Annotated in this window: 17 protein-coding genes and 1 riboswitch; of the genes, 14 read left to right on the top strand and 3 right to left on the bottom strand. The window is 69.6% G+C overall.

The annotated features are described in order from the left end of the window. Window positions 1–243: 243 nt before the first annotated feature. The 4 genes from coxB to ACFV57_RS29595 all read left to right on the top strand — a co-directional run bounded on the left by coxB (window position 244) and on the right by ACFV57_RS29595 (window position 4,712). On the top strand, window positions 244–1,206 hold the full coding sequence (gene coxB / locus ACFV57_RS29610; RefSeq protein ID WP_385238471.1) for a cytochrome c oxidase subunit II: 963 nt from the start codon (window positions 244–246) through the stop codon (window positions 1,204–1,206). Beyond that, window positions 1,203–2,933: a cytochrome c oxidase subunit I gene (ctaD, locus tag ACFV57_RS29605; RefSeq protein WP_385238469.1), complete on the top strand. Its 1,731-nt coding sequence runs from the start codon at window positions 1,203–1,205 to the stop codon at window positions 2,931–2,933. Before coxB ends, ctaD begins: the two co-directional genes overlap by 4 nt. Further along, window positions 2,930–3,328: a cytochrome c oxidase subunit 4 gene (locus ACFV57_RS29600; RefSeq protein WP_030593216.1), complete on the top strand. Its 399-nt coding sequence runs from the start codon at window positions 2,930–2,932 to the stop codon at window positions 3,326–3,328. Before ctaD ends, ACFV57_RS29600 begins: the two co-directional genes overlap by 4 nt. Before the next feature lie 109 nt (window positions 3,329–3,437). After that, window positions 3,438–4,712 carry an Ig-like domain-containing protein gene (locus tag ACFV57_RS29595; protein WP_385238467.1) on the top strand — a complete coding sequence of 425 codons (1,275 nt, stop codon included), beginning with the start codon at window positions 3,438–3,440 and terminating at the stop codon, window positions 4,710–4,712. A 31-nt stretch (window positions 4,713–4,743) separates the two neighbouring features. On the opposite strand, the gene ACFV57_RS29590 is transcribed toward ACFV57_RS29595, so the two are convergent. Beyond that, window positions 4,744–5,145: a hypothetical protein gene (locus ACFV57_RS29590; RefSeq protein ID WP_385238465.1), complete on the bottom strand. Its 402-nt coding sequence runs from the start codon at window positions 5,143–5,145 to the stop codon at window positions 4,744–4,746. A 298-nt stretch (window positions 5,146–5,443) separates the two neighbouring features. Here ACFV57_RS29590 and ACFV57_RS29585 point away from each other — a divergent pair, with 298 nt between their 5' ends. The 6 genes from ACFV57_RS29585 (at window position 5,444) to ACFV57_RS29560 (ending at window position 12,609) form a co-directional block, all read left to right on the top strand. Beyond that, window positions 5,444–6,064: a heme-copper oxidase subunit III gene (locus tag ACFV57_RS29585; protein ID WP_385238464.1), complete on the top strand. Its 621-nt coding sequence runs from the start codon at window positions 5,444–5,446 to the stop codon at window positions 6,062–6,064. A 79-nt stretch (window positions 6,065–6,143) separates the two neighbouring features. Beyond that, window positions 6,144–6,953 carry a c-type cytochrome gene (locus ACFV57_RS29580; protein ID WP_385238462.1) on the top strand — a complete coding sequence of 270 codons (810 nt, stop codon included), beginning with the start codon at window positions 6,144–6,146 and terminating at the stop codon, window positions 6,951–6,953. Beyond that, a complete protein-coding gene (locus tag ACFV57_RS29575; protein ID WP_385238460.1) occupies window positions 6,950–8,011 on the top strand; it encodes a Rieske 2Fe-2S domain-containing protein in 1,062 nt (353 codons plus the stop codon). Before ACFV57_RS29580 ends, ACFV57_RS29575 begins: the two co-directional genes overlap by 4 nt. Continuing rightward, window positions 8,008–9,645: a cytochrome bc complex cytochrome b subunit gene (locus tag ACFV57_RS29570; RefSeq protein WP_385238458.1), complete on the top strand. Its 1,638-nt coding sequence runs from the start codon at window positions 8,008–8,010 to the stop codon at window positions 9,643–9,645. Before ACFV57_RS29575 ends, ACFV57_RS29570 begins: the two co-directional genes overlap by 4 nt. 146 nt (window positions 9,646–9,791) lie before the next feature. Further along, on the top strand, window positions 9,792–10,856 hold the full coding sequence (gene trpD, locus ACFV57_RS29565) for an anthranilate phosphoribosyltransferase (protein WP_385238456.1): 1,065 nt from the start codon (window positions 9,792–9,794) through the stop codon (window positions 10,854–10,856). 85 nt (window positions 10,857–10,941) lie between these two features. Further along, window positions 10,942–11,059, top strand: a riboswitch (SAM riboswitch). Window positions 11,060–11,232: 173 nt separating this feature from the next. Continuing rightward, window positions 11,233–12,609 carry an aminotransferase class V-fold PLP-dependent enzyme gene (locus tag ACFV57_RS29560; protein WP_385238454.1) on the top strand — a complete coding sequence of 459 codons (1,377 nt, stop codon included), beginning with the start codon at window positions 11,233–11,235 and terminating at the stop codon, window positions 12,607–12,609. 78 nt (window positions 12,610–12,687) lie between these two features. On the opposite strand, the gene ACFV57_RS29555 is transcribed toward ACFV57_RS29560, so the two are convergent. After that, complete coding sequence (locus ACFV57_RS29555; protein ID WP_365847114.1) at window positions 12,688–12,969, bottom strand: Lrp/AsnC ligand binding domain-containing protein; 282 nt, start codon at window positions 12,967–12,969, stop codon at window positions 12,688–12,690. Further along, the gene (locus tag ACFV57_RS29550; RefSeq protein ID WP_385238552.1) at window positions 12,966–13,685 is read right to left on the bottom strand and encodes a rhomboid family intramembrane serine protease; all 720 of its coding nucleotides are present in this window, start codon (window positions 13,683–13,685) and stop codon (window positions 12,966–12,968) included. The genes ACFV57_RS29555 and ACFV57_RS29550 overlap by 4 nt, the downstream gene beginning before the upstream one ends. Before the next feature lie 272 nt (window positions 13,686–13,957). On the opposite strand from ACFV57_RS29550, the gene ACFV57_RS29545 reads away from it, so the two are divergent. The 4 genes from ACFV57_RS29545 (at window position 13,958) to ACFV57_RS29530 (ending at window position 18,349) form a co-directional block, all read left to right on the top strand. Further along, window positions 13,958–14,197 carry a hypothetical protein gene (locus ACFV57_RS29545; RefSeq protein ID WP_385238452.1) on the top strand — a complete coding sequence of 80 codons (240 nt, stop codon included), beginning with the start codon at window positions 13,958–13,960 and terminating at the stop codon, window positions 14,195–14,197. A 31-nt stretch (window positions 14,198–14,228) separates the two neighbouring features. Beyond that, the gene (locus ACFV57_RS29540) at window positions 14,229–15,605 is read left to right on the top strand and encodes an NYN domain-containing protein (RefSeq protein WP_385238450.1); all 1,377 of its coding nucleotides are present in this window, start codon (window positions 14,229–14,231) and stop codon (window positions 15,603–15,605) included. Window positions 15,606–16,022: 417 nt separating this feature from the next. Continuing rightward, the gene (locus ACFV57_RS29535; RefSeq protein WP_385238448.1) at window positions 16,023–17,057 is read left to right on the top strand and encodes an NlpC/P60 family protein; all 1,035 of its coding nucleotides are present in this window, start codon (window positions 16,023–16,025) and stop codon (window positions 17,055–17,057) included. 263 nt (window positions 17,058–17,320) lie between these two features. Then, window positions 17,321–18,349, top strand: a complete 1,029-nt coding sequence (locus ACFV57_RS29530; RefSeq protein ID WP_385238446.1) for an NlpC/P60 family protein — start codon at window positions 17,321–17,323, stop codon at window positions 18,347–18,349. The last annotated feature ends 1 nt before the right edge of the window (window position 18,350 follow it).

The raw sequence follows: 18,350 nt of genomic DNA, 5'->3' as shown, positions 1-18,350 counted from the left end.
GCGGCGTCAGATGACCGGCGGAGCCCGGCATTCCGGGGCTCGGGGGCCGTCCTCCGGATGCCGCAGCCACCCCTTCGGGGAGCGGTGCGGCGCGTTGGGCACCCTCCCCGCGCGACCCCAAATAGCGTCCAGTAGGGTTTGGTCCGCATAAACATCCAAACCCCTGCCCGTGCCAGGGCCGGCGACCGACCAGCGAGACGGCCGCAGCCGGTCTCGCGGGCGAGACTCTCGGGAAGGCGCTACGTGAGTCCCAACGGCTCCGACCGCTCGTCGCGGCGCCCGATGCGGCGGAAGCTGCCGCAGGTGCTGGCTGCGGGACTGGTCCTGGCAACCTCGACCGGTTGCACATACAAGGACTTTCCCAACCTCGGAATGCCCAATCCGGCTACTGAAGAGGCGCCGCGGATCCTCTCCCTTTGGCAGGGCTCCTGGGCCGCCGCCCTCGCAGTGGGCGTGCTGGTGTGGGGCCTGATCATCTGGAGCTGGATCTTCCACCGCCGCAGCCGGACCAAGGTGGAGGTCCCCGCACAGACGCGGTACAACATGCCCATCGAGGCGTTGTACACCATTGTTCCGTTCATCATCATCGCGGTGCTCTTCTACTTCACCGCGCGCGATGAGAGTGAACTCCTGAAGACTTCCAAGAAGCCCGACCACGTCATCAACGTGGTGGGCTACCAGTGGAGCTGGGCGTTCAACTACCTGGAGAACGTGGACGGCAAGGCCGACACCACGAACATCGACTCCAAGGAACTCGACGCGATCCCGGACAAGTGGAAGAAGAACGTCCCCGCCGGCGCCGACGGCGTGTACGACGAGGGCATTCCGGGCACGCGGAACCCGCAGACCGGCAACCCGGGTCCGACCCTGTGGCTGCCCAAGGGCGAGACGGTTCAGTTCGTCCTGACGTCGCGTGATGTCATCCACTCGTTCTGGGTGGTGCCGTTCCTGATGAAGCAGGACGTGATCCCCGGCCACACCAACGTCTTCGAGGTGACCCCCAACAAGGAGGGCACCTTCATGGGCAAGTGCGCCGAGCTCTGCGGCGTCGACCACTCCCGGATGCTCTTCAACGTCAAGGTCGTCTCCCCCGAGAAGTACCGGGAGCACCTGAAGGACCTGGCGAAGAAGGGCCAGACCGGTTACCTGCCGTCGGGCATCAAGCAGACGGATCACGCCAGGAACGCGGAGACCAACAACAAGTGAGCATCCTCAACGAACCTCAGGGTGCCGCCGCCGCAACGGCTCCGGCAGCACCGCCCGCACGCAAGAAGTCTCCCGGCTCCGTCGTGGTGAGCTGGCTGACGACCACTGACCACAAGACCATCGGCACGCTGTACCTGGTCACCTCGTTCGCGTTCTTCTGCATCGGCGGCCTGATGGCGCTGCTGATGCGCGCCGAGCTCGCTCGCCCCGGCACGCAGATCATGTCGAACGAGCAGTTCAACCAGGCGTTCACGATGCACGGCACGATCATGCTGCTGATGTTCGCGACGCCGCTGTTCTCCGGTTTCGCGAACTGGATCATGCCGCTGCAGATCGGCGCGCCCGACGTGGCGTTCCCGCGGCTGAACATGTTCGCGTACTGGCTGTACCTCTTCGGCTCGCTGATCGCGGTGGCCGGCTTCCTGACCCCGCAGGGCGCGGCCGACTTCGGCTGGTTCGCCTACTCGCCGCTGTCGGACGCGGTCCGCTCGCCGGGCGTCGGCGCCGACATGTGGATCATGGGCCTGGCCTTCTCCGGCTTCGGTACGATCCTCGGCTCGGTCAACTTCATCACCACGATCATCTGCATGCGTGCCCCCGGCATGACGATGTTCCGGATGCCGATCTTCACCTGGAACGTCCTGCTGACCGGTGTGCTGGTCCTGCTGGCCTTCCCGGTCCTGGCCGCCGCGCTGTTCGCCCTGGAGGCGGACCGTAAATTCGGGGCACATGTATTCGATGCGGCCAATGGCGGCGCATTGCTGTGGCAGCACCTCTTCTGGTTCTTCGGCCACCCCGAGGTGTACATCATCGCGCTGCCGTTCTTCGGCATCATTTCCGAGGTCATTCCGGTCTTCTCCCGGAAGCCGATGTTCGGTTACATCGGTCTGATCGCGGCGACGATTTCGATCGCGGGCCTTTCGGTCACGGTCTGGGCGCACCACATGTACGTGACGGGCGGGGTACTCCTACCGTTCTTCTCGTTCATGACGTTCCTGATCGCGGTACCGACCGGTGTGAAGTTCTTCAACTGGATCGGCACGATGTGGAAGGGCAGTCTGTCCTTCGAGACGCCGATGCTGTGGGCGGTCGGCTTCCTGATCACCTTCACCTTCGGTGGTCTGACCGGCGTCATCCTGGCGTCCCCGCCGATGGACTTCCACGTCTCGGACTCGTACTTCGTCGTGGCGCACTTCCACTACGTCATCTTCGGCACGGTCGTCTTCGCGATGTTCGCGGGCTTCCACTTCTGGTGGCCCAAGTTCACCGGCAAGATGCTGGACGAGCGGCTCGGCAAGATCACGTTCTGGACGCTGTTCGTCGGCTTCCACGGCACCTTCCTCGTCCAGCACTGGCTGGGCGCCGAGGGCATGCCGCGGCGCTACGCCGACTACCTGGCCGCCGACGGCTTCACGACGCTGAACACGATCTCGACGATCGCCTCGTTCCTGCTCGGCCTGTCGATGCTGCCGTTCATGTACAACGTCTGGAAGACGGCCAAGTACGGCAAGAAGGTCGAGGTCGACGACCCGTGGGGTTACGGCCGCTCGCTGGAGTGGGCGACCTCCTGCCCGCCGCCGCGGCACAACTTCCTCACGCTGCCGCGCATCCGCAGCGAATCCCCGGCGTTCGATCTGCACCACCCGGAGATCGCGGCGCTGGAGGCCCTGGAGAACGAGGGCCACAAGGACACCGCGCTGGCCGGTGGCAAGGAGGTCGGCAAGTGAAGATCCAGGGCAAGATGTTCATCTGGCTCTCCGTCTTCGTCCTCGCCATGGCGATCGTCTATGGCGTCTGGTCGAAGGAGCCGGCGGGCACCACCGCGCTGTTCCTGGCCTTCGGCCTGTGCATCATGATCGGCTACTACCTGGCCTTCACGGCTCGCCGGGTGGACGCCGGAGCGCAGGACAACGACGAGGCCGAGGTCTCCGACGACGCCGGTGAGCTGGGCTTCTTCAGCCCGCACAGCTGGCAGCCGCTCTCCCTGGGCGTCGGTGGCGCGCTCGCCTTCCTGGGCGTCGTCTTCGGCTGGTGGCTGCTCTACTTCTCGGCCCCGGTCATCCTGATCGGTCTGTTCGGCTGGGTCTTCGAGTACTACCGCGGCGAGAACCGCACGCAGTAACGCGGCCCCGTACGACCGGGCGGGCCCGGACACCTCCCCAGGTGTCCGGGCCCGCCCGTTTGCAGTCCTCCAGCGCGCCGTGACCGGTGAATCTTCCTACTTTGGGGTCATGAGCCACAGACCACGACACCGGACGGCGTTCGGCTGCGCCCTCCTGCTGGCGCCCCTGGCAGCAGGCGCCACCGCCTGCGGCGGTTCGTCGTCGGACCCGCTCTCGGCAGCGCCGTACGACGCGGCCGGACAGATCTTTGCCAACGCGCCGGACGGCAACCGGAAGGCGGACCCGGACAAGCCGCTGGAGGTCACCACCACCGGTGACGAGGCCCGGATCACGGACGTGACCGCCACCGACGCCTCCGGCCGTTACATCAGGGGCGAACTGGCCGCCGACGGCAGACGGTGGCACACCACCGTGCCGCTGGCCGCCGGCACCCGCTACACCGTGCGGGTGAGCACCGAGGACGAGGACGGCGCGCCCGGCCGCAAGATCCTCCAGATCGACACCAAGGACACCGGCGACCGGCTGAACGTCAAGCTCGGGCCCGAGAACGGCACATACGGGGTGGGGCAGCCCGTGACGGCGGCGCTGAGCAAGCCCGTCAAGGACCCCAAGGCCCGCGCGATCGTGGAGGGCGCCCTCAAGGTCCGCTCCAGCCCGCGCGTCGAGGGCGCCTGGCACTGGGTCGACAGCAAGTCGCTGCACTTCCGCCCGCGCGAGTACTGGCCCACGCACGCCGAGATCGAGGTGCGCAGCAACCTGGAGGGCCTGAAGATCACCGGCGGGCTGTACGGGGGCGCCGCCAAGCCGGTCACGCTGCGCACGGGGGACCGGGTGGAGGCGGTCACGGACGCCGCGGCGCACACCATGACCGTCACCCGCAACGGTGAGGAGATCAACACCATCCCCGTCACCACCGGCAAGCCCGGCTACTCCACCCGCAACGGCACCAAGGTCGTCCTGGGCAAGGAGGGCTTCGTCCGGATGCGCGGGGAGAGCATCGGCATCCCCTCGGGCAGCTCGGACTCCTACGACCTGCCGGTCTACTGGGCCACCCGGGTGACCTGGAGCGGCGAGTACGTGCACGCGGCGCCCTGGTCCGTGGGATCGCAGGGCGCCGACAACGTCAGCCACGGCTGCACCGGCATGTCCACCGGCAACGCCAAATGGTTCTTCGACACCGTGCGGGTCGGCGACATCGTCAAGGTCGTCAACAGCGGCGGCGAGACCATGACGCCCTTCGACAACGGCTTCGGCGACTGGAACATGCCGTGGAAGCAGTGGCGCGAGGGCAGCGCGCTGGACAAGAACAAGCCCAGCACCACAGGCGAGCAGGACCAGCGGCCGGGACCCGAGAATGCCGCCCGGCTGCGCCCGCAGGTCTGAGGGGCTCTCAGAAGAGCCGTCAGGAGGCCGCTCAGGCCCCCGTGAGGAGCCTGCGGCGCAGCAGCCCGGCCAGGGCGTCGGTGAAGGCCACCGGGTCCACAGGGTGCGTCACAGCGGCGTCCGCGCGGCTCCAGGTCGCCAGCCAGGCGTCCTGCGGGCGGCCGATGAGCAGCAGCACCGGCGGGCAGTGGAAGATCTCGTCCTTGATCTGCCGGCACACGCCCATGCCGCCCGCGGGCGCCGTCTCGCCGTCCAGGACGCACACGTCGATCCCGCCCTGCTCCAGGGCCTCCAGGACGGCGGGGAGGGTCGCGCACTCCAGGATCTCCACCGGCGGCACGTCGGCGGCAGGCCGGCGGCCCGTCGCGAGCCGTACCTGCTCGCGGGTGTCGGCGTTGTCGCTGTAGACCAGCACCGTGGCAGTCGCCTGCATCGTTCCTCCACACATCTCGGCGGTACGGCTTCGGGCGGGGGCTCGCCCGGCCGCCGCCGGGAGGTGCCTCCAGCGCGGATGCTACTGCTCGTACGGCCGCGTGCAGGAGGGTTCGGCACGATCCAAGATCTGGCCGACGGCCCGTCAGGACTGGTCAGGGCGGGGGCGCCGGGCCGGGTGGCGGGTCCGGGGTCCTCCCTTCGGGCGACTGCCGGACTGAGCCGTACGAGCAGGGCATACGCCCTTGACACACCGAACGGCACCCCCCGGAGTGAGGGCGGGATAAGCGACCGACATAATGTCGGTCGTGGCGACAGCAACGACAGTAGAAACCGGGCACGCGCACCCGTCGGTCAATCGGCCGAACCTCACCAGCGTCGGAACCATCATCTGGCTGAGTTCCGAGCTGATGTTCTTCGCGGCCCTCTTCGCGATGTACTTCACCCTCCGATCGGTGACCGGGGCCGAGTATTGGAAGGAATCCGCCGATGCGCTGAATCTTCCGTTCTCCGCGACGAACACGACGATCCTGGTGCTCAGCTCCCTGACCTGCCAGCTCGGTGTGTTCGCAGCCGAGCGCGGCGATGTCAAGAAGCTCCGGACCTGGTTCGTGGTCACCTTCATCATGGGTGCGATCTTCATCGGCGGTCAGGTCTTCGAGTACACCGATCTGGTCAAGGAGGAGGGCCTCTCGCTCTCGTCCGGCCCGTACGGCTCGGTGTTCTACCTGACCACCGGCTTCCACGGACTGCACGTGACAGGCGGCCTGATCGCCTTCCTGCTGGTCCTGGGCAGGACGTACGCGGCCAAGAGGTTCACCCACGAACAGGCCACCGCGGCCATCGTCGTGTCCTACTACTGGCACTTCGTCGATGTCGTCTGGATCGGCCTCTTCGCCACGATCTACCTGATCCGGTGACCGGTCCCGCACCGGAACCGCATTTCAGACAGACATAGCCAAAGCATCGACGCAGAAGATCCTGACACCGGGGTAATCCGTGAAAAAGCTCTCCGCACGACGGCGCCATCCGCTGGCGGCGCTCGTCGTCCTACTCTTCGCGCTGGCGGTCACTGGGGGGCTGTACGCCGCGTTCGCGCCTGCGGACAAGGCTCAGGCCGATGACACCGCCCAGTCTCTTGCCATCAAGGAGGGCAAGAAGCTCTTCGCCGTCGGCTGCGCCAGCTGCCACGGCACCGGCGGTCAGGGCACCTCCGACGGCCCGAGCCTGGTCGGCGTGGGCGCCGCCGCCGTCGACTTCCAGGTCGGCACCGGCCGGATGCCGGCGCAGCAGCCCGGCGCCCAGGTGCCGCGGAAGAAGAACATCTACAGCCAGGCCGAGATCGACCAGCTCGCGGCGTACGTCGCGTCGCTCGGCGCCGGTCCCAACGTGCCGGGCAAGGAGCAGTACAGCAAGGACGGCGCGGACATCGCCAAGGGCGGTGAGCTGTTCCGTACGAACTGCGCGCAGTGCCACAACTTCACCGGTAAGGGCGGCGCCCTGACCAACGGCAAGTTCGCACCGACGCTCGAAGGCGTGGACCCGAAGCACATCTACGAGGCCATGGAGACCGGCCCGCAGAACATGCCTTCGTTCGGTGACGGCTCGCTGTCGCCGCAGAACAAGAAGGACATCGTGTCCTACCTCGGCGCCGTCAACAGCGACGACACCCCCAGCCCCGGTGGCCTGGGCCTGGGCGGTCTCGGACCTGTCAGCGAGGGCCTCTTCGGTTGGATCGCCGGCCTGGGCGCGCTGATCGCGGTCGCCATCTGGGTCGCAGCCCGGACTACGAAGGCCAAGAAGTCATGAGTGAGACTGGACGACACGAAGACGTGCCAGAAAAGAACCTCCCCAGTGAGCGGGACACGGCTCACGGCGCGGTGGAGACGGCGGACAACCCCTTCGCCGACCCCGGTCTGCCGCCCCACGAGCACCGCATCCAGGACATCGACGAGCAGGCCGCCAAGCGCTCCGAGCGTACGGTCGCCTTCCTGTTCACCCTGTCGATGCTCGCGACGGTCGGCTTCATCGCCTCGTACGTGATCTTCCCGGTCGACCAGATCACCTACATCTGGCCGTTCGGCCACGTCAGCACGCTGAACTTCTGGCTCGGCCTGACGCTCGGCGTGGCGCTCTTCTGCATCGGCGCCGGCGCGGTCCACTGGGCCCGCACGCTGATGTCCGACGAGGAGGTCGCCGACGACCGGCACCCGATCGAGGCGGCCCCCGAGGTCAAGGCCAAGGTCATGGAGGACTTCCGCCAGGGCGCGAAGGAATCCGCGATCGGCCGCCGCAAGCTGGTCCGCAACACCATGTTCGGCGCGCTGGCCCTGGTGCCGCTCTCCGGTGTGGTGCTGCTGCGCGACCTCGGTCCGCTGCCGGAGAAGAAGCTCCGCTCGACCGGCTGGAAGAAGGGCATCCGCCTGGTCAACCAGTCGACCAACCTCCCGCTGCGTCCCGAGGACATCGCGGTCGGCTCGCTGACCTTCGCCAAGCCCGAGGGCCTGGAGGAGGACGATCACGAGTTCAACCAGAAGATCGCCAAGGACGCCCTGATGATCGTGCGGATCCAGCCGCAGAACATCAAGGACAAGCAGGAACTGGACTGGTCGCACGAGGGCATCGTCGCCTACTCGAAGATCTGCACCCACGTGGGTTGCCCGATCAGCCTGTACGAGCAGCAGACGCACCACGTGCTGTGTCCCTGCCACCAGTCGACCTTCGACCTGTCCGACGGCGGACGCGTCATCTTCGGCCCCGCCGGACATGCCCTGCCGCAGCTGCACATCACGGTGAAGGACGGCTTCCTCGAAGCCGTAAGCGACTTCGCGGAGCCCGTCGGCCCGAGCTTCTGGGAGCGCGGATGAGTAACGAGACGAGCGCGACCACCACGCGCCGCGGCCAGGCGCCGCGGGGCGAGCGGATCGCCGACTGGGCGGACGGCAGGCTGGGCATCTACAGCCTCGCCAAGTCCAACATGCGCAAGATCTTCCCGGACCACTGGTCCTTCATGCTGGGCGAGATCTGCCTCTACAGCTTCATCATCATCATCCTGACCGGCGTCTACCTGACGCTGTTCTTCCACCCGAGCATGGCCGAGGTGACCTACCACGGCTCGTACGTGCCCATGCACGGCATCCGGATGACGCAGGCGTTCGAATCGACGCTGGACATCAGCTTCGACGTGCGCGGCGGTCTGCTCATCCGGCAGATCCACCACTGGGCGGCCCTGGTCTTCCTGGGCGGCATGATGGTGCACATGATGCGGGTGTTCTTCACCGGCGCCTTCCGCAAGCCGCGCGAGGTCAACTGGCTGTTCGGCTTCCTGCTGCTGGTGCTGGGCATGTTCACCGGCTTCACCGGCTACTCGCTGCCGGACGACCTGCTCTCGGGCACCGGCGTCCGCTTCATCGAGGGCGTCATCCTGGCGATGCCGCTGGTCGGCTCGTACCTGCAGATGTTCATCTTCGGCGGGGAGTTCCCGGGGCACGACATCATCCCGAGGTTCTTCACGGTGCACGTCCTGCTGCTGCCCGGCATCATGCTGGGTCTGCTGGTGGCGCACCTGATCCTGGTCTTCTACCACAAGCACACGCAGTTCCCGGGTGCCGGCAAGACCAACAAGAACGTCGTCGGCATGCCGCTGCTGCCGGTCTACATGGCCAAGGCCGGAGGCTTCTTCTTCCTGGTCTTCGGCGTGATCTCGGTGATCGCGGCGGTCGCCAGCATCAACCCGGTGTGGGCCATCGGCCCGTACCGGCCCGACCAGGTGTCCACCGGCGCCCAGCCCGACTGGTACATGGGCTTCGCCGAGGGTCTGGTCCGAGTGATGCCCGGCTGGGAGTGGGACATCTGGGGCCACACCATCAACTTCGGTGTGCTGATCCCGATCCTGATCTTCCCGCTGGTGCTGGTGGCGATCGCGGTCTACCCGTTCGTCGAGTCCTGGGTCACCGGCGACAAGCGCGAGCACCACATCCTGGACCGCCCGCGCAACGCCCCGACCCGTACCGGCTTCGGTGTGGCCTGGCTGACCGCCTACCTCATCATGCTGATCGGCGGCGGCAACGACCTGTGGGCCACCCACTTCCACCTGTCGCTGAACTCGCTGACCTGGTTCGTCCGGATCGGCTTCTTCGTCGGGCCGGTGGTGGCCTTCATCGTCACCAAGCGGATCTGCCTGGGCCTCCAGCGCCGGGACCGCGACAAGGTGCTGCACGGACGCGAGTCCGGCATCATCAAGCGGCTGCCGCACGGTGAGTTCATCGAGGTGCACGAGCCGCTCAACCAGGAGCAGCTGCACACGCTCACCCAGCACGAGCAGCCCAAGGTGTTCGAGATCGGCCCGGAGGTCGACGAGAACGGTGTCGAGCGGAAGGTCAAGCGGACGACCAAGCTCCGCGCCAAGCTCTCCAAGGGCTACTACGGCGAGGACAACGTCATCCCGAAGCCGACCCCGGAGGAGTACAAGGAGATCACCAGCGGCCACGGCCACCACTGATCCCCGCCGTGTGAAGCACGGCTGCACCACCGCGTAAGTACGCCACCCAGAGGGCCCCCTCCGTACATCGGACGGGGCCCTTCGGCATGGCACGGCGCCGGATAGGGTTTCGGCACCAGCAGGACACGAATCCAGGAGTGTGGACCATGAACGTTGCGACCCCGAATGGCGGCGACAGCGTGGCGGCCCAGACCTGGCCGGGTGTGCTGGACGCCCTCCTCCAGGGCCGTGACCTGGGCGCCGACGACACCGCGTGGGCGATGGACCGGATCATGCGCGGCCAGGCCAGCGACGCGCAGATCGCCGGGTTCGCGGTGGCGCTGCGGGCCAAGGGCGAGACCGTCGCGGAGATCTCCGGTCTCGTACGGGCCATGTACGCGCACGCCAACCTCATCGAGGTGCCGGGCCCGAGCGTGGACATCGTGGGCACCGGCGGCGACGGCGCCAAGACCGTCAACATCTCCACGATGTCCTCGATCGTGGTGGCCGGCACCGGCGCGAAGGTCGTCAAGCACGGCAACCGCGCCGCCTCGTCGGCCAGCGGCGCGTCCGACGTGCTGGAGAAGCTGGGCGTGAACCTGGACCTGACCCCGCGCCGGGTCGTCGAGGTCGCCGAGGAGGCCGGGATCACCTTCTGCTTCGCGGTCAAGTTCCACCCGTCGCTGCGGCACGTGGCGCCCGCGCGGCGCGAGCTGGGCATCCGTACGACCTTCAACGTGCTGGGCCCGCTGACCAACCCGGCGAAGGTACGCGCCCAGGCCACCGGCGTCGCCGACGCGCGGATGGCGCCGATCCTGGCCGGCGTGCTGGCCGAACGCGGCTCCAGCGCGCTGGTCTTCCGCGGCGACGACGGACTGGACGAGCTGACGACCACGGCCACGTCGAAGGTCTGGGTCGTCCGGGACGGCGGCGTACGCGAGGAGACCTTCGACCCGCGGGACGTGGGCATCGGCCTGGTGCCCGTGGAGGCACTGCGCGGCGCCGACGCCTCGTACAACGCGGACGTGGCCCGCCGTCTGCTGGGCGGCGAGACCGGGCCGGTGCGCGACGCGGTGCTGCTCAACTCGGCGGCGGCCCTGGTGGCCCTGGAGCCGACCGCGGCGCCGCTGACCGAGCAGATCGCGGCGGGCATCGCCAAGGCCGCCGAGGCGATCGACTCGGGCGCGGCCCGCCGGGCGCTGGAGCGGTGGGTGGCGGCCAGCAACGCCTGAGAGCGGCGGTGGTGTGACGCAGGGCTCGGTCCGGGATACGGACCGGGCCTTGCGCGTCTTCGATCGTGTGGCATGATTCTGCCCAGGTCACGAGTGACAGCGACTACGGCCCCGGCCCGCTGTCCGGCAACCCTCCGTCCGTGGCGGGGTGCCCCGGGTGATGACCAGGCCGCAGGCAGCGAGGTCTGCGGCAAGCGCGGATCCCTCGTGCCAGGGATCCTGGTCCTTGAGGGAGATCTCTCATGATGCAGCGAATGCGTTAGGGCCGTACGGGCCCCTTTTCCGCACCCCCTTTTTCCTTTCACCGCTGTCGGCCGGCCCCGCTTCGGCGTGCGCGCCCCGCAGCGAATTCGCCCTGCCCTCATGGGAGTTCGCCATGCCTGTTTCCGCTGTCGCCACCGATGCCGCCGTCTCGGCCCCGCTGCCCGTGCTCGGCCGGGACGTCCTGGTCCCGCTCGTCACCGGCGGCGAGGTCGAGTACGCGGCGCTGGACATCGCCGCCAGCGCCCCGGCGCTCCAGCGCGTCTGGGACGACGTGGCCGCGTACGCCCCGTACTACGGCAGCGTGCACCGCGGGGCGGGCTACCTCTCGCAGCTGTCCACCGACCTGTTCGAGAACAGCCGCGCGTCGGTCGCCGGTTTCCTCGGCTGCCGGGAGGAAGACCAGGTGGTCTTCACCCGCTCGACGACCGATTCGCTCAACCTGCTGGCCGCGGTCCTGCCCGCGGACACCCGGGTCTTCGTGTTCGAGACCGAGCACCACGCGTCGCTGCTGCCCTGGGAGCAGCGCGCGGACGTCGAGGTGACGTACCTCGACGCGCCGCGCACGCCGGGGCAGGCGGTGGACACGCTGGAGCGGGCGCTCGCGGAGCGCGAGCCGTACAGCAACGCTCTGGTCTGTGTGACGGGCGCTTCCAACGTGACCGGTGAGCTGTGGCCCGTACGGGAACTGGCCGCCGCGGCGCACGCGCACGGCGCGCGGATCGTGCTGGACGCCGCCCAGCTCGCCCCGCACCACCCGGTCGACATCGCGGAGCTGGACGTCGACTGGGTGGCCTTCTCCGGGCACAAGCTGTACGCGCCCTTCGGGGCGGGCGTGCTCGCCGGGCGCGCGGACTGGCTCCAGGGCGCGGAGCCGTACCTCGCGGGCGGCGGCGCCAGCCGTACGGTCGCGCGCCGCGCCGACGGCGGGGTGGACGTCGAGTGGCACACCACCGCGGCCCGCCACGAGGCCGGCTCACCCAACGTCATCGGCGTCTACGCCATCGCCGCGGCCTGCAAGGCGCTCACCGAGGCGGGCTTCGAGAGCCTGGTCGCCCGCGAGCAGCGGCTGGTCGAGCGGGTACGGGCGGGCCTCGCCGAGGTGCCCGAGGTCACCGTGCTGTCGCTGTTCGGGGACGACGCGCCGCGGGTGGGCGTGCTGTCCTTCGTCGTCGAGGGCTGGAACAGCTCGCACTTCGCGGCGGCGCTCTCGGCGGAGTACGGGATCGGCGTGCGCGACGGGCTGTTCTGCGCGCACCCGCTCGTACGGACCCTGCTCGGCGCCGAGTCGCAGGACCCCGGCGCGTGCGGCGCGCCCGAGGGGGCGCCGGGGGAGAAGTCGCTGAACGCCATCCGGGTGAGTTTCGGGGCCGGCACCCCCGACGAGCACGTGGACCGCTTCGTACGGGCCGTCAAGGAGCTGGTCACCGACGGTGCGCGGTGGAGCTACCGCACCGAGGACGGACGCTGCGTGCCGGACACCGCGGCGTAGTCCCACTGGTCCGCCCCGCCGCGGCGCTCCGCTGTCCGGGCGCCGCGGCGCGGGTGCCGTACGCGAGGGTGGCCGGGGTCAGGCGTCCAGGCCGATCGCGAAGGCCGCTTCCAGGTCGTGCTGGGAGTACGTACGGAACGCGATGTGCGTCTCGGTGGAGGCCACGCCCGGCACCTTGCTGATCCGGCCGGGGATGACGTCCGCCAGGTCGTCGTGCTCGGCCACCCGCACCATCGCGATCAGGTCGTGCGCACCGGTGACCGAGTAGACCTCGCTGACGCCCTCCAGCGCGGCGATCTTCTCCGCGATCTCCGGGATCTGGTCCACGCTGGTCTTGATGAGCACGATCGAAGTGATCACGGTTGGCTCTCTCCCTCGGCCGCCTGCTGCTTCGCCGTTCCGGCGCACCCCACACTACCGGGGGGCGCGCCGCTCGCCCCGGGCGGACAGGGGCTCGGCCGGTACCGCACCCAGGCGTACAGGAAGCCGGTGGCGAAGCCGACGACGTGGGCGAGGTAGGCCACGCCCGGGGTGGCGGGGTCGCGCTGTGCGGCGATCCACTGGAGGACGAACCAGAACAGCAGCACGATCCACGCCGGGAAGCGCAGCGGCAGGAAGAAGAGGAACGGGAAGATGCTGGTGACCCGGGCCTTGGGGAAGAGGAACAGGAACGCCCCCAGCACGCCGGAGATCGCCCCGGAGGCGCCGACCAGGGTCTGGCCGGACGAGGCGTGCGCGGCCGCGTAGCCCAGCAGCGCCAGGTAGCCGGTCACGAGGTAGAAGAGGGTGAACGGCAGGCGCCCCATGCGGGCCTCGGCCATGCCTCCGAAGACGTACAGGAACAGGACGTTGCCCAGCAGGTGCAGCCAGCTGCCGTGCACGAACAGGGCGGTCAGCGGGGTGAGCAGCGCGCGCGGGGAGCCGCTCCACAGGTCGCGCGGGATGACGCCCCAGCGTTCGAAGTGGGCGGTCTGTGCCTGGACGACGGCGTCGCCGGTGCCGTATATGCCGTTCAGCCCCGAGGCCGGTCCGATGACGAAGACCACGCAGCACAGGGCGATCAGGACGTTCGTCATGTGGGAGAACACGGTCAGCGCCGGGCGGGCGCGGGGCGTCCGGGGCTTCAGGGGCGGGGCCGTCATGAAGTGATCATGGCTCAATGGGGGCAATCGGGACAGAGCGCCTCGCCGCGTCCCGCCTCCCGGGCGGGGCCCACGCCGTACGGGCGTCAGGCCGTAGGGTAACGGGCAGTACCCCGCGTACTTCCGCAGTCCGACGGCGCACCGCGGGAAGTCCCCGAACGACAGCACGAGCCCCGCTCGCCCGAGCGACGAAAGAGGACCACACCATGGCTGTTCCGATGCCGACGGACGGGACCCGGTGGCGCTGCACGCTGTGCGGCAATCTGACGCGCTTCGACGTGACCCGCCGCTCCGAGGTCGTGGAGTACCTGCACCTCGACCTCGCCGGGGAGCCGAAGGTGGAGGAACGCGAGGTGCTCAGTGAGAGCATCGAGTCCGTGCGCTGCCGCTGGTGCAACGCGGTCGACCAGATCGAGCTGGTCGACCGGCCGGGCGCGAGCGCCTGAGTCGAGCGCCTGAGATCGGAGCGATGCAGCAGTGGTGGAGCGTCCAGAAGGGCCTGCGGGGGCGGAGCACGATGCCGAGGCCGGTGCGGCCGAGGCGGACGAGGTGCTCGACCGTCCGTTGCCCGAGGGCGTGCGGCGCCGCGTCGTGGCGCTCACGGCGGAGTCCTTCGGCGGCCTGACGGTCGCCGAACTTCCGCCGCCGCTGCGGCAGTACGCCCGGTTCACCCCCAGCCGCCGGGCCAAGTTCGCGGGCAACGCGATGGCCGCGGCGCTGGAGAACGACGCGGTCTTCCGGCAGCGGATCGCGGGCCGGCTCCGCGAGGCCCAGCCGGAACTGGCCGAGGCGCTGGACAGCGGCACCCCGCCCGCCGCCGCCGACCCGCTCGATGTGGCGGCGGCGGCCTATGTGCTGCGCCCGGAGGGCTGGGTCAAGCTGGTCGCCGCGGCCGGCGAGGAGGCGCAGCGAGCTCGCGCCGAGCGGGCCGGCGAAGAGGCCGAACGCGAGCTGGCCGCGCTGCGCGAGGAACTGGCGCAGGCGCGCGCGCAGGCCCGCGCCGAGGCCGACCGCACCCGCGGTGACCTGGAAGGGCTGCGCAGGGAGAACGAGTCGTTGCAGCGCAAGCTGCGCAGCGCGCTCAGCGACGTCAAACGGGGTGAGGCGGCGGCGCGCAAGGCCGCGGCCGAGGTGGAGTCCGTACGGACCGCCGCCGCGCAGGAGAAGGCCGCGGCCGACAGCGAGGCGCGCCGCCTCAAGGCCCGTATCGCGGAGGCCGAGGCGTCGCTGGAGGCCAGCCGCCGCGCCACGCGCGAGGGACGCAGCGTCGAGGACATGCGGCTGCGGCTGCTGCTGGACACCGTCCTGGACGCGGCGCAGGGGCTGCGCCGGGAACTGGCGCTGCCGCCCGCCGACACACACCCGGCGGACACCGTCGACGCGGTGACCCCCGGCAAGATGACGCCGCGTGACATCGCCACGCGCGCGCTGTCGGAGACCGACCCCGCCCTGCTGGACCAGCTGCTGGCGCTGCCGCAGGCCCACCTGGTGGTGGACGGCTACAACGTCACCAAGACCGGCTATCCCACGATGCCGTTGGACAAGCAGCGGCTGCGGCTGCTGGGCGGCCTCGCGGTGCTGGCCGCCCAGACCGGCGCGGAGATGACCTGTGTCTTCGACGGCGCCGAACTGGCCGCGCCGGTGCTGCTCGCGCCGCCGCGCGGGGTGCGGGTGCTGTTCAGCAAACCGGGCGTGACGGCCGACGAGCTGATCCGCCAGCTCGTACGGGCCGAGCCGCCCGGCCGTCCGGTGGTGGTGGTCTCCACGGACCGGGAGGTGGCCGACGGGGTCGCCAAGGCGGGGGCGCGGCCGGTCGCATCCGCCCTGCTGCTCAAGCGACTTGCCCGTACTTGAGTCGTACGTTCCGTCCGTATGACTTGTCCGGAAGGTGCGTCCCGGCGCGTTCTGCGGGGCATGTCCTGCTCGTCATGTCGCGGGGGAGTTCGCGGCCGGTGCGGCGCGCGGGACGGAGGTAAAGGTGTACCCATCAACGAGGCGGGATATGCCCGCCGTTCGTGTCTGAGTGTCAAGTGGCCATTACTGCCTGTGTGATGTTGGTAAAGGATGAGGAGCATCCAGCAGTTTTTTCCGGTGAGGATTTGAAGCGATCACAACTCGGTTACTAAGGTCAGGCCTCAACCCTTCATGCAGTTGATCATCCACCCGGGATGAACAGTGAAGGAACCGCCGAGTCCGCGGCGTTCACGCGGAGCCGGGGTCCAGTACCCCCCATTCCCGGTAGGCGGCTGAAGGAAGAAGGAGCTCGCCTCCGTGGCGTCCCACCGTCGACCCAAGCAGCCGAGCCGTACGCGCGTGACCGTTCTCACCGCGACCGCGGCGGCGGCTGTCGCCCTTTCGTCCCAGGCCGCGCACGCCGACCCGAAGCCGAAGAAGGAAGACGTCAAGTCCGAGGTCGACAAGCTCTACGAGCAGGCGGAGCAGGCCACCGAGAAGTACAACGGGGCCAAGGAGGACCAGGAGAAGCTCCAGAAGGAGGTCGACGGCCTCCAGGACAAGGTCGCCCGCGGCCAGGGCGAGCTGAACCAGCTCCGCAAGGGCCTCGGCGCGGTCGCCTCCGGCCAGTACCGCAGCGGCAGCATCGACCCGTCCGTGCAGCTGTTCCTCTCCGGCGACCCGGACACCTACCTGGACAAGGCCGCCACGCTCGACCAGCTGAGCGGCAAGCAGGCCGAGCAGCTGAAGACCATCGCGGACAAGCAGCGCCAGCTCGCCCAGGAGCGCGCGGAGGCCGCGGCCAAGATCAAGGACCTCTCGGACACCCGCAAGGCGCTGGGTGACAAGAAGGACGAGATCAAGGGCAAGCTCGCCAAGGCGCAGGAGCTGCTCAACACGCTGACCGCCAAGGAGAAGGAGGCGCTCCAGAAGGAGGAGAGCAGCCGCGCCAACCGCGGCAGCAGCAGCGAGCGGCCCAACCTCGGCAACGACGTACCGGCCTCGCAGCGCGGCGCCGCCGCCCTGGCCGCCGCCGCCTCCAAGATCGGCTCCCCGTACGTGTGGGGCGCCACCGGCCCGTCCTCCTTCGACTGCTCGGGCCTGACCTCCTGGGCGTACCAGCAGGCCGGCCAGTCGCTGCCGCGCACCTCGCAGGCGCAGGCCGGCGCCGGTACCCGGATCGGCTCGCAGAGCGCGCTCAAGCCGGGCGACCTGGTGCTCTTCTACGGCGACCTGCACCACATCGGCCTGTACGCGGGCAACGGCCAGGTGCTGCACGCGCCGAAGCCGGGCGCGTCCGTGCGCTACGAGTCGATCAACAACATGCCCTTCCAGTACGGCGTCCGCGTCTGACGTCCCCCGGCCGGTTCCCGCCCCTCGGGGAACCGGCCGCGCCATGCCGCCCGAACGGGCGAATTGCGATGGCCGACGCTGACTTCCCGCCCCGCCGGTGACCTGCGCAGTCACCGGCGGGGCGGCTTTTTGCGTACCGGCAGGGGGTGTTGCGGGTCTTTGGCCGGGGGCCACCGGCGCCGTTACTGTCTGCCCTCGCAGCCGCCGGACACCGACCGCCCGCCCCGGGCGGCAGGGGCTGCACGGAAGGGAGTGCGGCCTCAGTGGTGTCCCACCGCCGTGTCTCACAGTCCGCCCTGGCCGGCGCGACCAGGGCCACCGTCCTGTCCGCCGCCGCGGTCACCGCCGCCGCGGCGCTGACCGCCGGAGGGGCGCAGGCCGCCCCTGGCCCGGCGCCCGCCGAGGTCACCGCGCGCGTCGACGCGCTGTACGAGCAGGCCGAGAAGGTCACCGAGGAGTTCAACGGGGCGAACGAGCGGGCGCGCAGGCTGCGTACCGAGGTGGCCGCCCTCCAGGACCGGGTGGCCCGCGGCCAGGGGCACGTCAACCGGCTGCGCGGCAGGCTCGGCGCCGTCGCCTCCGCCCAGTACCGCTCCGGGGGCCTGGACCCGGCCGTGAAGCTGCTGCTGTCCGAGGACCCGGCGCACTACCTCGACAAGGCCGCCGCCCTGGACCGCGTCAACGGCAGCCAGGCCGGGGAACTGCGCGAACTCCAGGGCGCCCAGCGCGGCCTGGAACAGGAGCGCCGGGAGGCCACGGGCAAGCTCGCGGACCTGGAGGCGAGCCGGCAGGAAGTCGCGCGCCACAAGAAGGACATCGAACACAAACTGGCCGCGGCGCGGCGCCTGCTGAACTCGCTGACCGGCGCCGACCGGGAGGCCTACGACCGGGCGAACCGCGGCGTCGGACGGTCGCTGCCCGACCTGTCCGGGGTGTCGCCCGCCTCGGGCCGCGCCGGGGCCGCCGTCCAGGCGGTGCGCGCGGCGATCGGTTCCCCGTACTCCTGGGGGCAGTCGGGACCCGCCTCCTTCGACTGCTCCGGACTGATGCAGTGGGCCTACGGGCGGGCCGGAGTCTCCATCCCGCGCACCTCGCAAGCCCAGCGCGGCGCGGGGCGGCAGGTTCAGGTCAGTCAGGCCAGGCCCGGCGACCTCGTCATCTACCGGGACGACGCCAGCCATGTCGGCATGTATGTGGGCAACGGACAGGTGGTCCACGCGCCGTACCCGGGCGCGCGGGTGCGTTCCGACCCCGTCGGCATGATGCCGATCTCGTCCGTAACCCGACCCTGAC

This window comes from Streptomyces sp. NPDC059788, assembly GCF_042732265.1.
Lineage (GTDB): Bacteria > Actinomycetota > Actinomycetes > Streptomycetales > Streptomycetaceae > Streptomyces.
This window is presented reverse-complemented; position numbering and strand designations above follow the sequence as displayed.

Excerpts from the sequence above, each read along its gene's own strand:
- ACFV57_RS29595 (WP_385238467.1), top strand. The coding sequence starts at position 3,438 with ATGAGCCACAGACCACGACACCGGACGGCGTTCGGCTGCGCCCTCCTG.
- ACFV57_RS29590 (WP_385238465.1), bottom strand. The coding sequence starts at position 5,145 with ATGCAGGCGACTGCCACGGTGCTGGTCTACAGCGACAACGCCGACACC.
- ACFV57_RS29585 (WP_385238464.1), top strand. The coding sequence starts at position 5,444 with ATGTCGGTCGTGGCGACAGCAACGACAGTAGAAACCGGGCACGCGCAC.
- ACFV57_RS29575 (WP_385238460.1), top strand. The coding sequence starts at position 6,950 with ATGAGTGAGACTGGACGACACGAAGACGTGCCAGAAAAGAACCTCCCC.
- ACFV57_RS29570 (WP_385238458.1), top strand. The coding sequence starts at position 8,008 with ATGAGTAACGAGACGAGCGCGACCACCACGCGCCGCGGCCAGGCGCCG.
- trpD (WP_385238456.1), top strand. The coding sequence starts at position 9,792 with ATGAACGTTGCGACCCCGAATGGCGGCGACAGCGTGGCGGCCCAGACC.
- ACFV57_RS29560 (WP_385238454.1), top strand. The coding sequence starts at position 11,233 with ATGCCTGTTTCCGCTGTCGCCACCGATGCCGCCGTCTCGGCCCCGCTG.
- ACFV57_RS29550 (WP_385238552.1), bottom strand. The coding sequence starts at position 13,685 with ATGACGAACGTCCTGATCGCCCTGTGCTGCGTGGTCTTCGTCATCGGA.
- ACFV57_RS29545 (WP_385238452.1), top strand. The coding sequence starts at position 13,958 with ATGGCTGTTCCGATGCCGACGGACGGGACCCGGTGGCGCTGCACGCTG.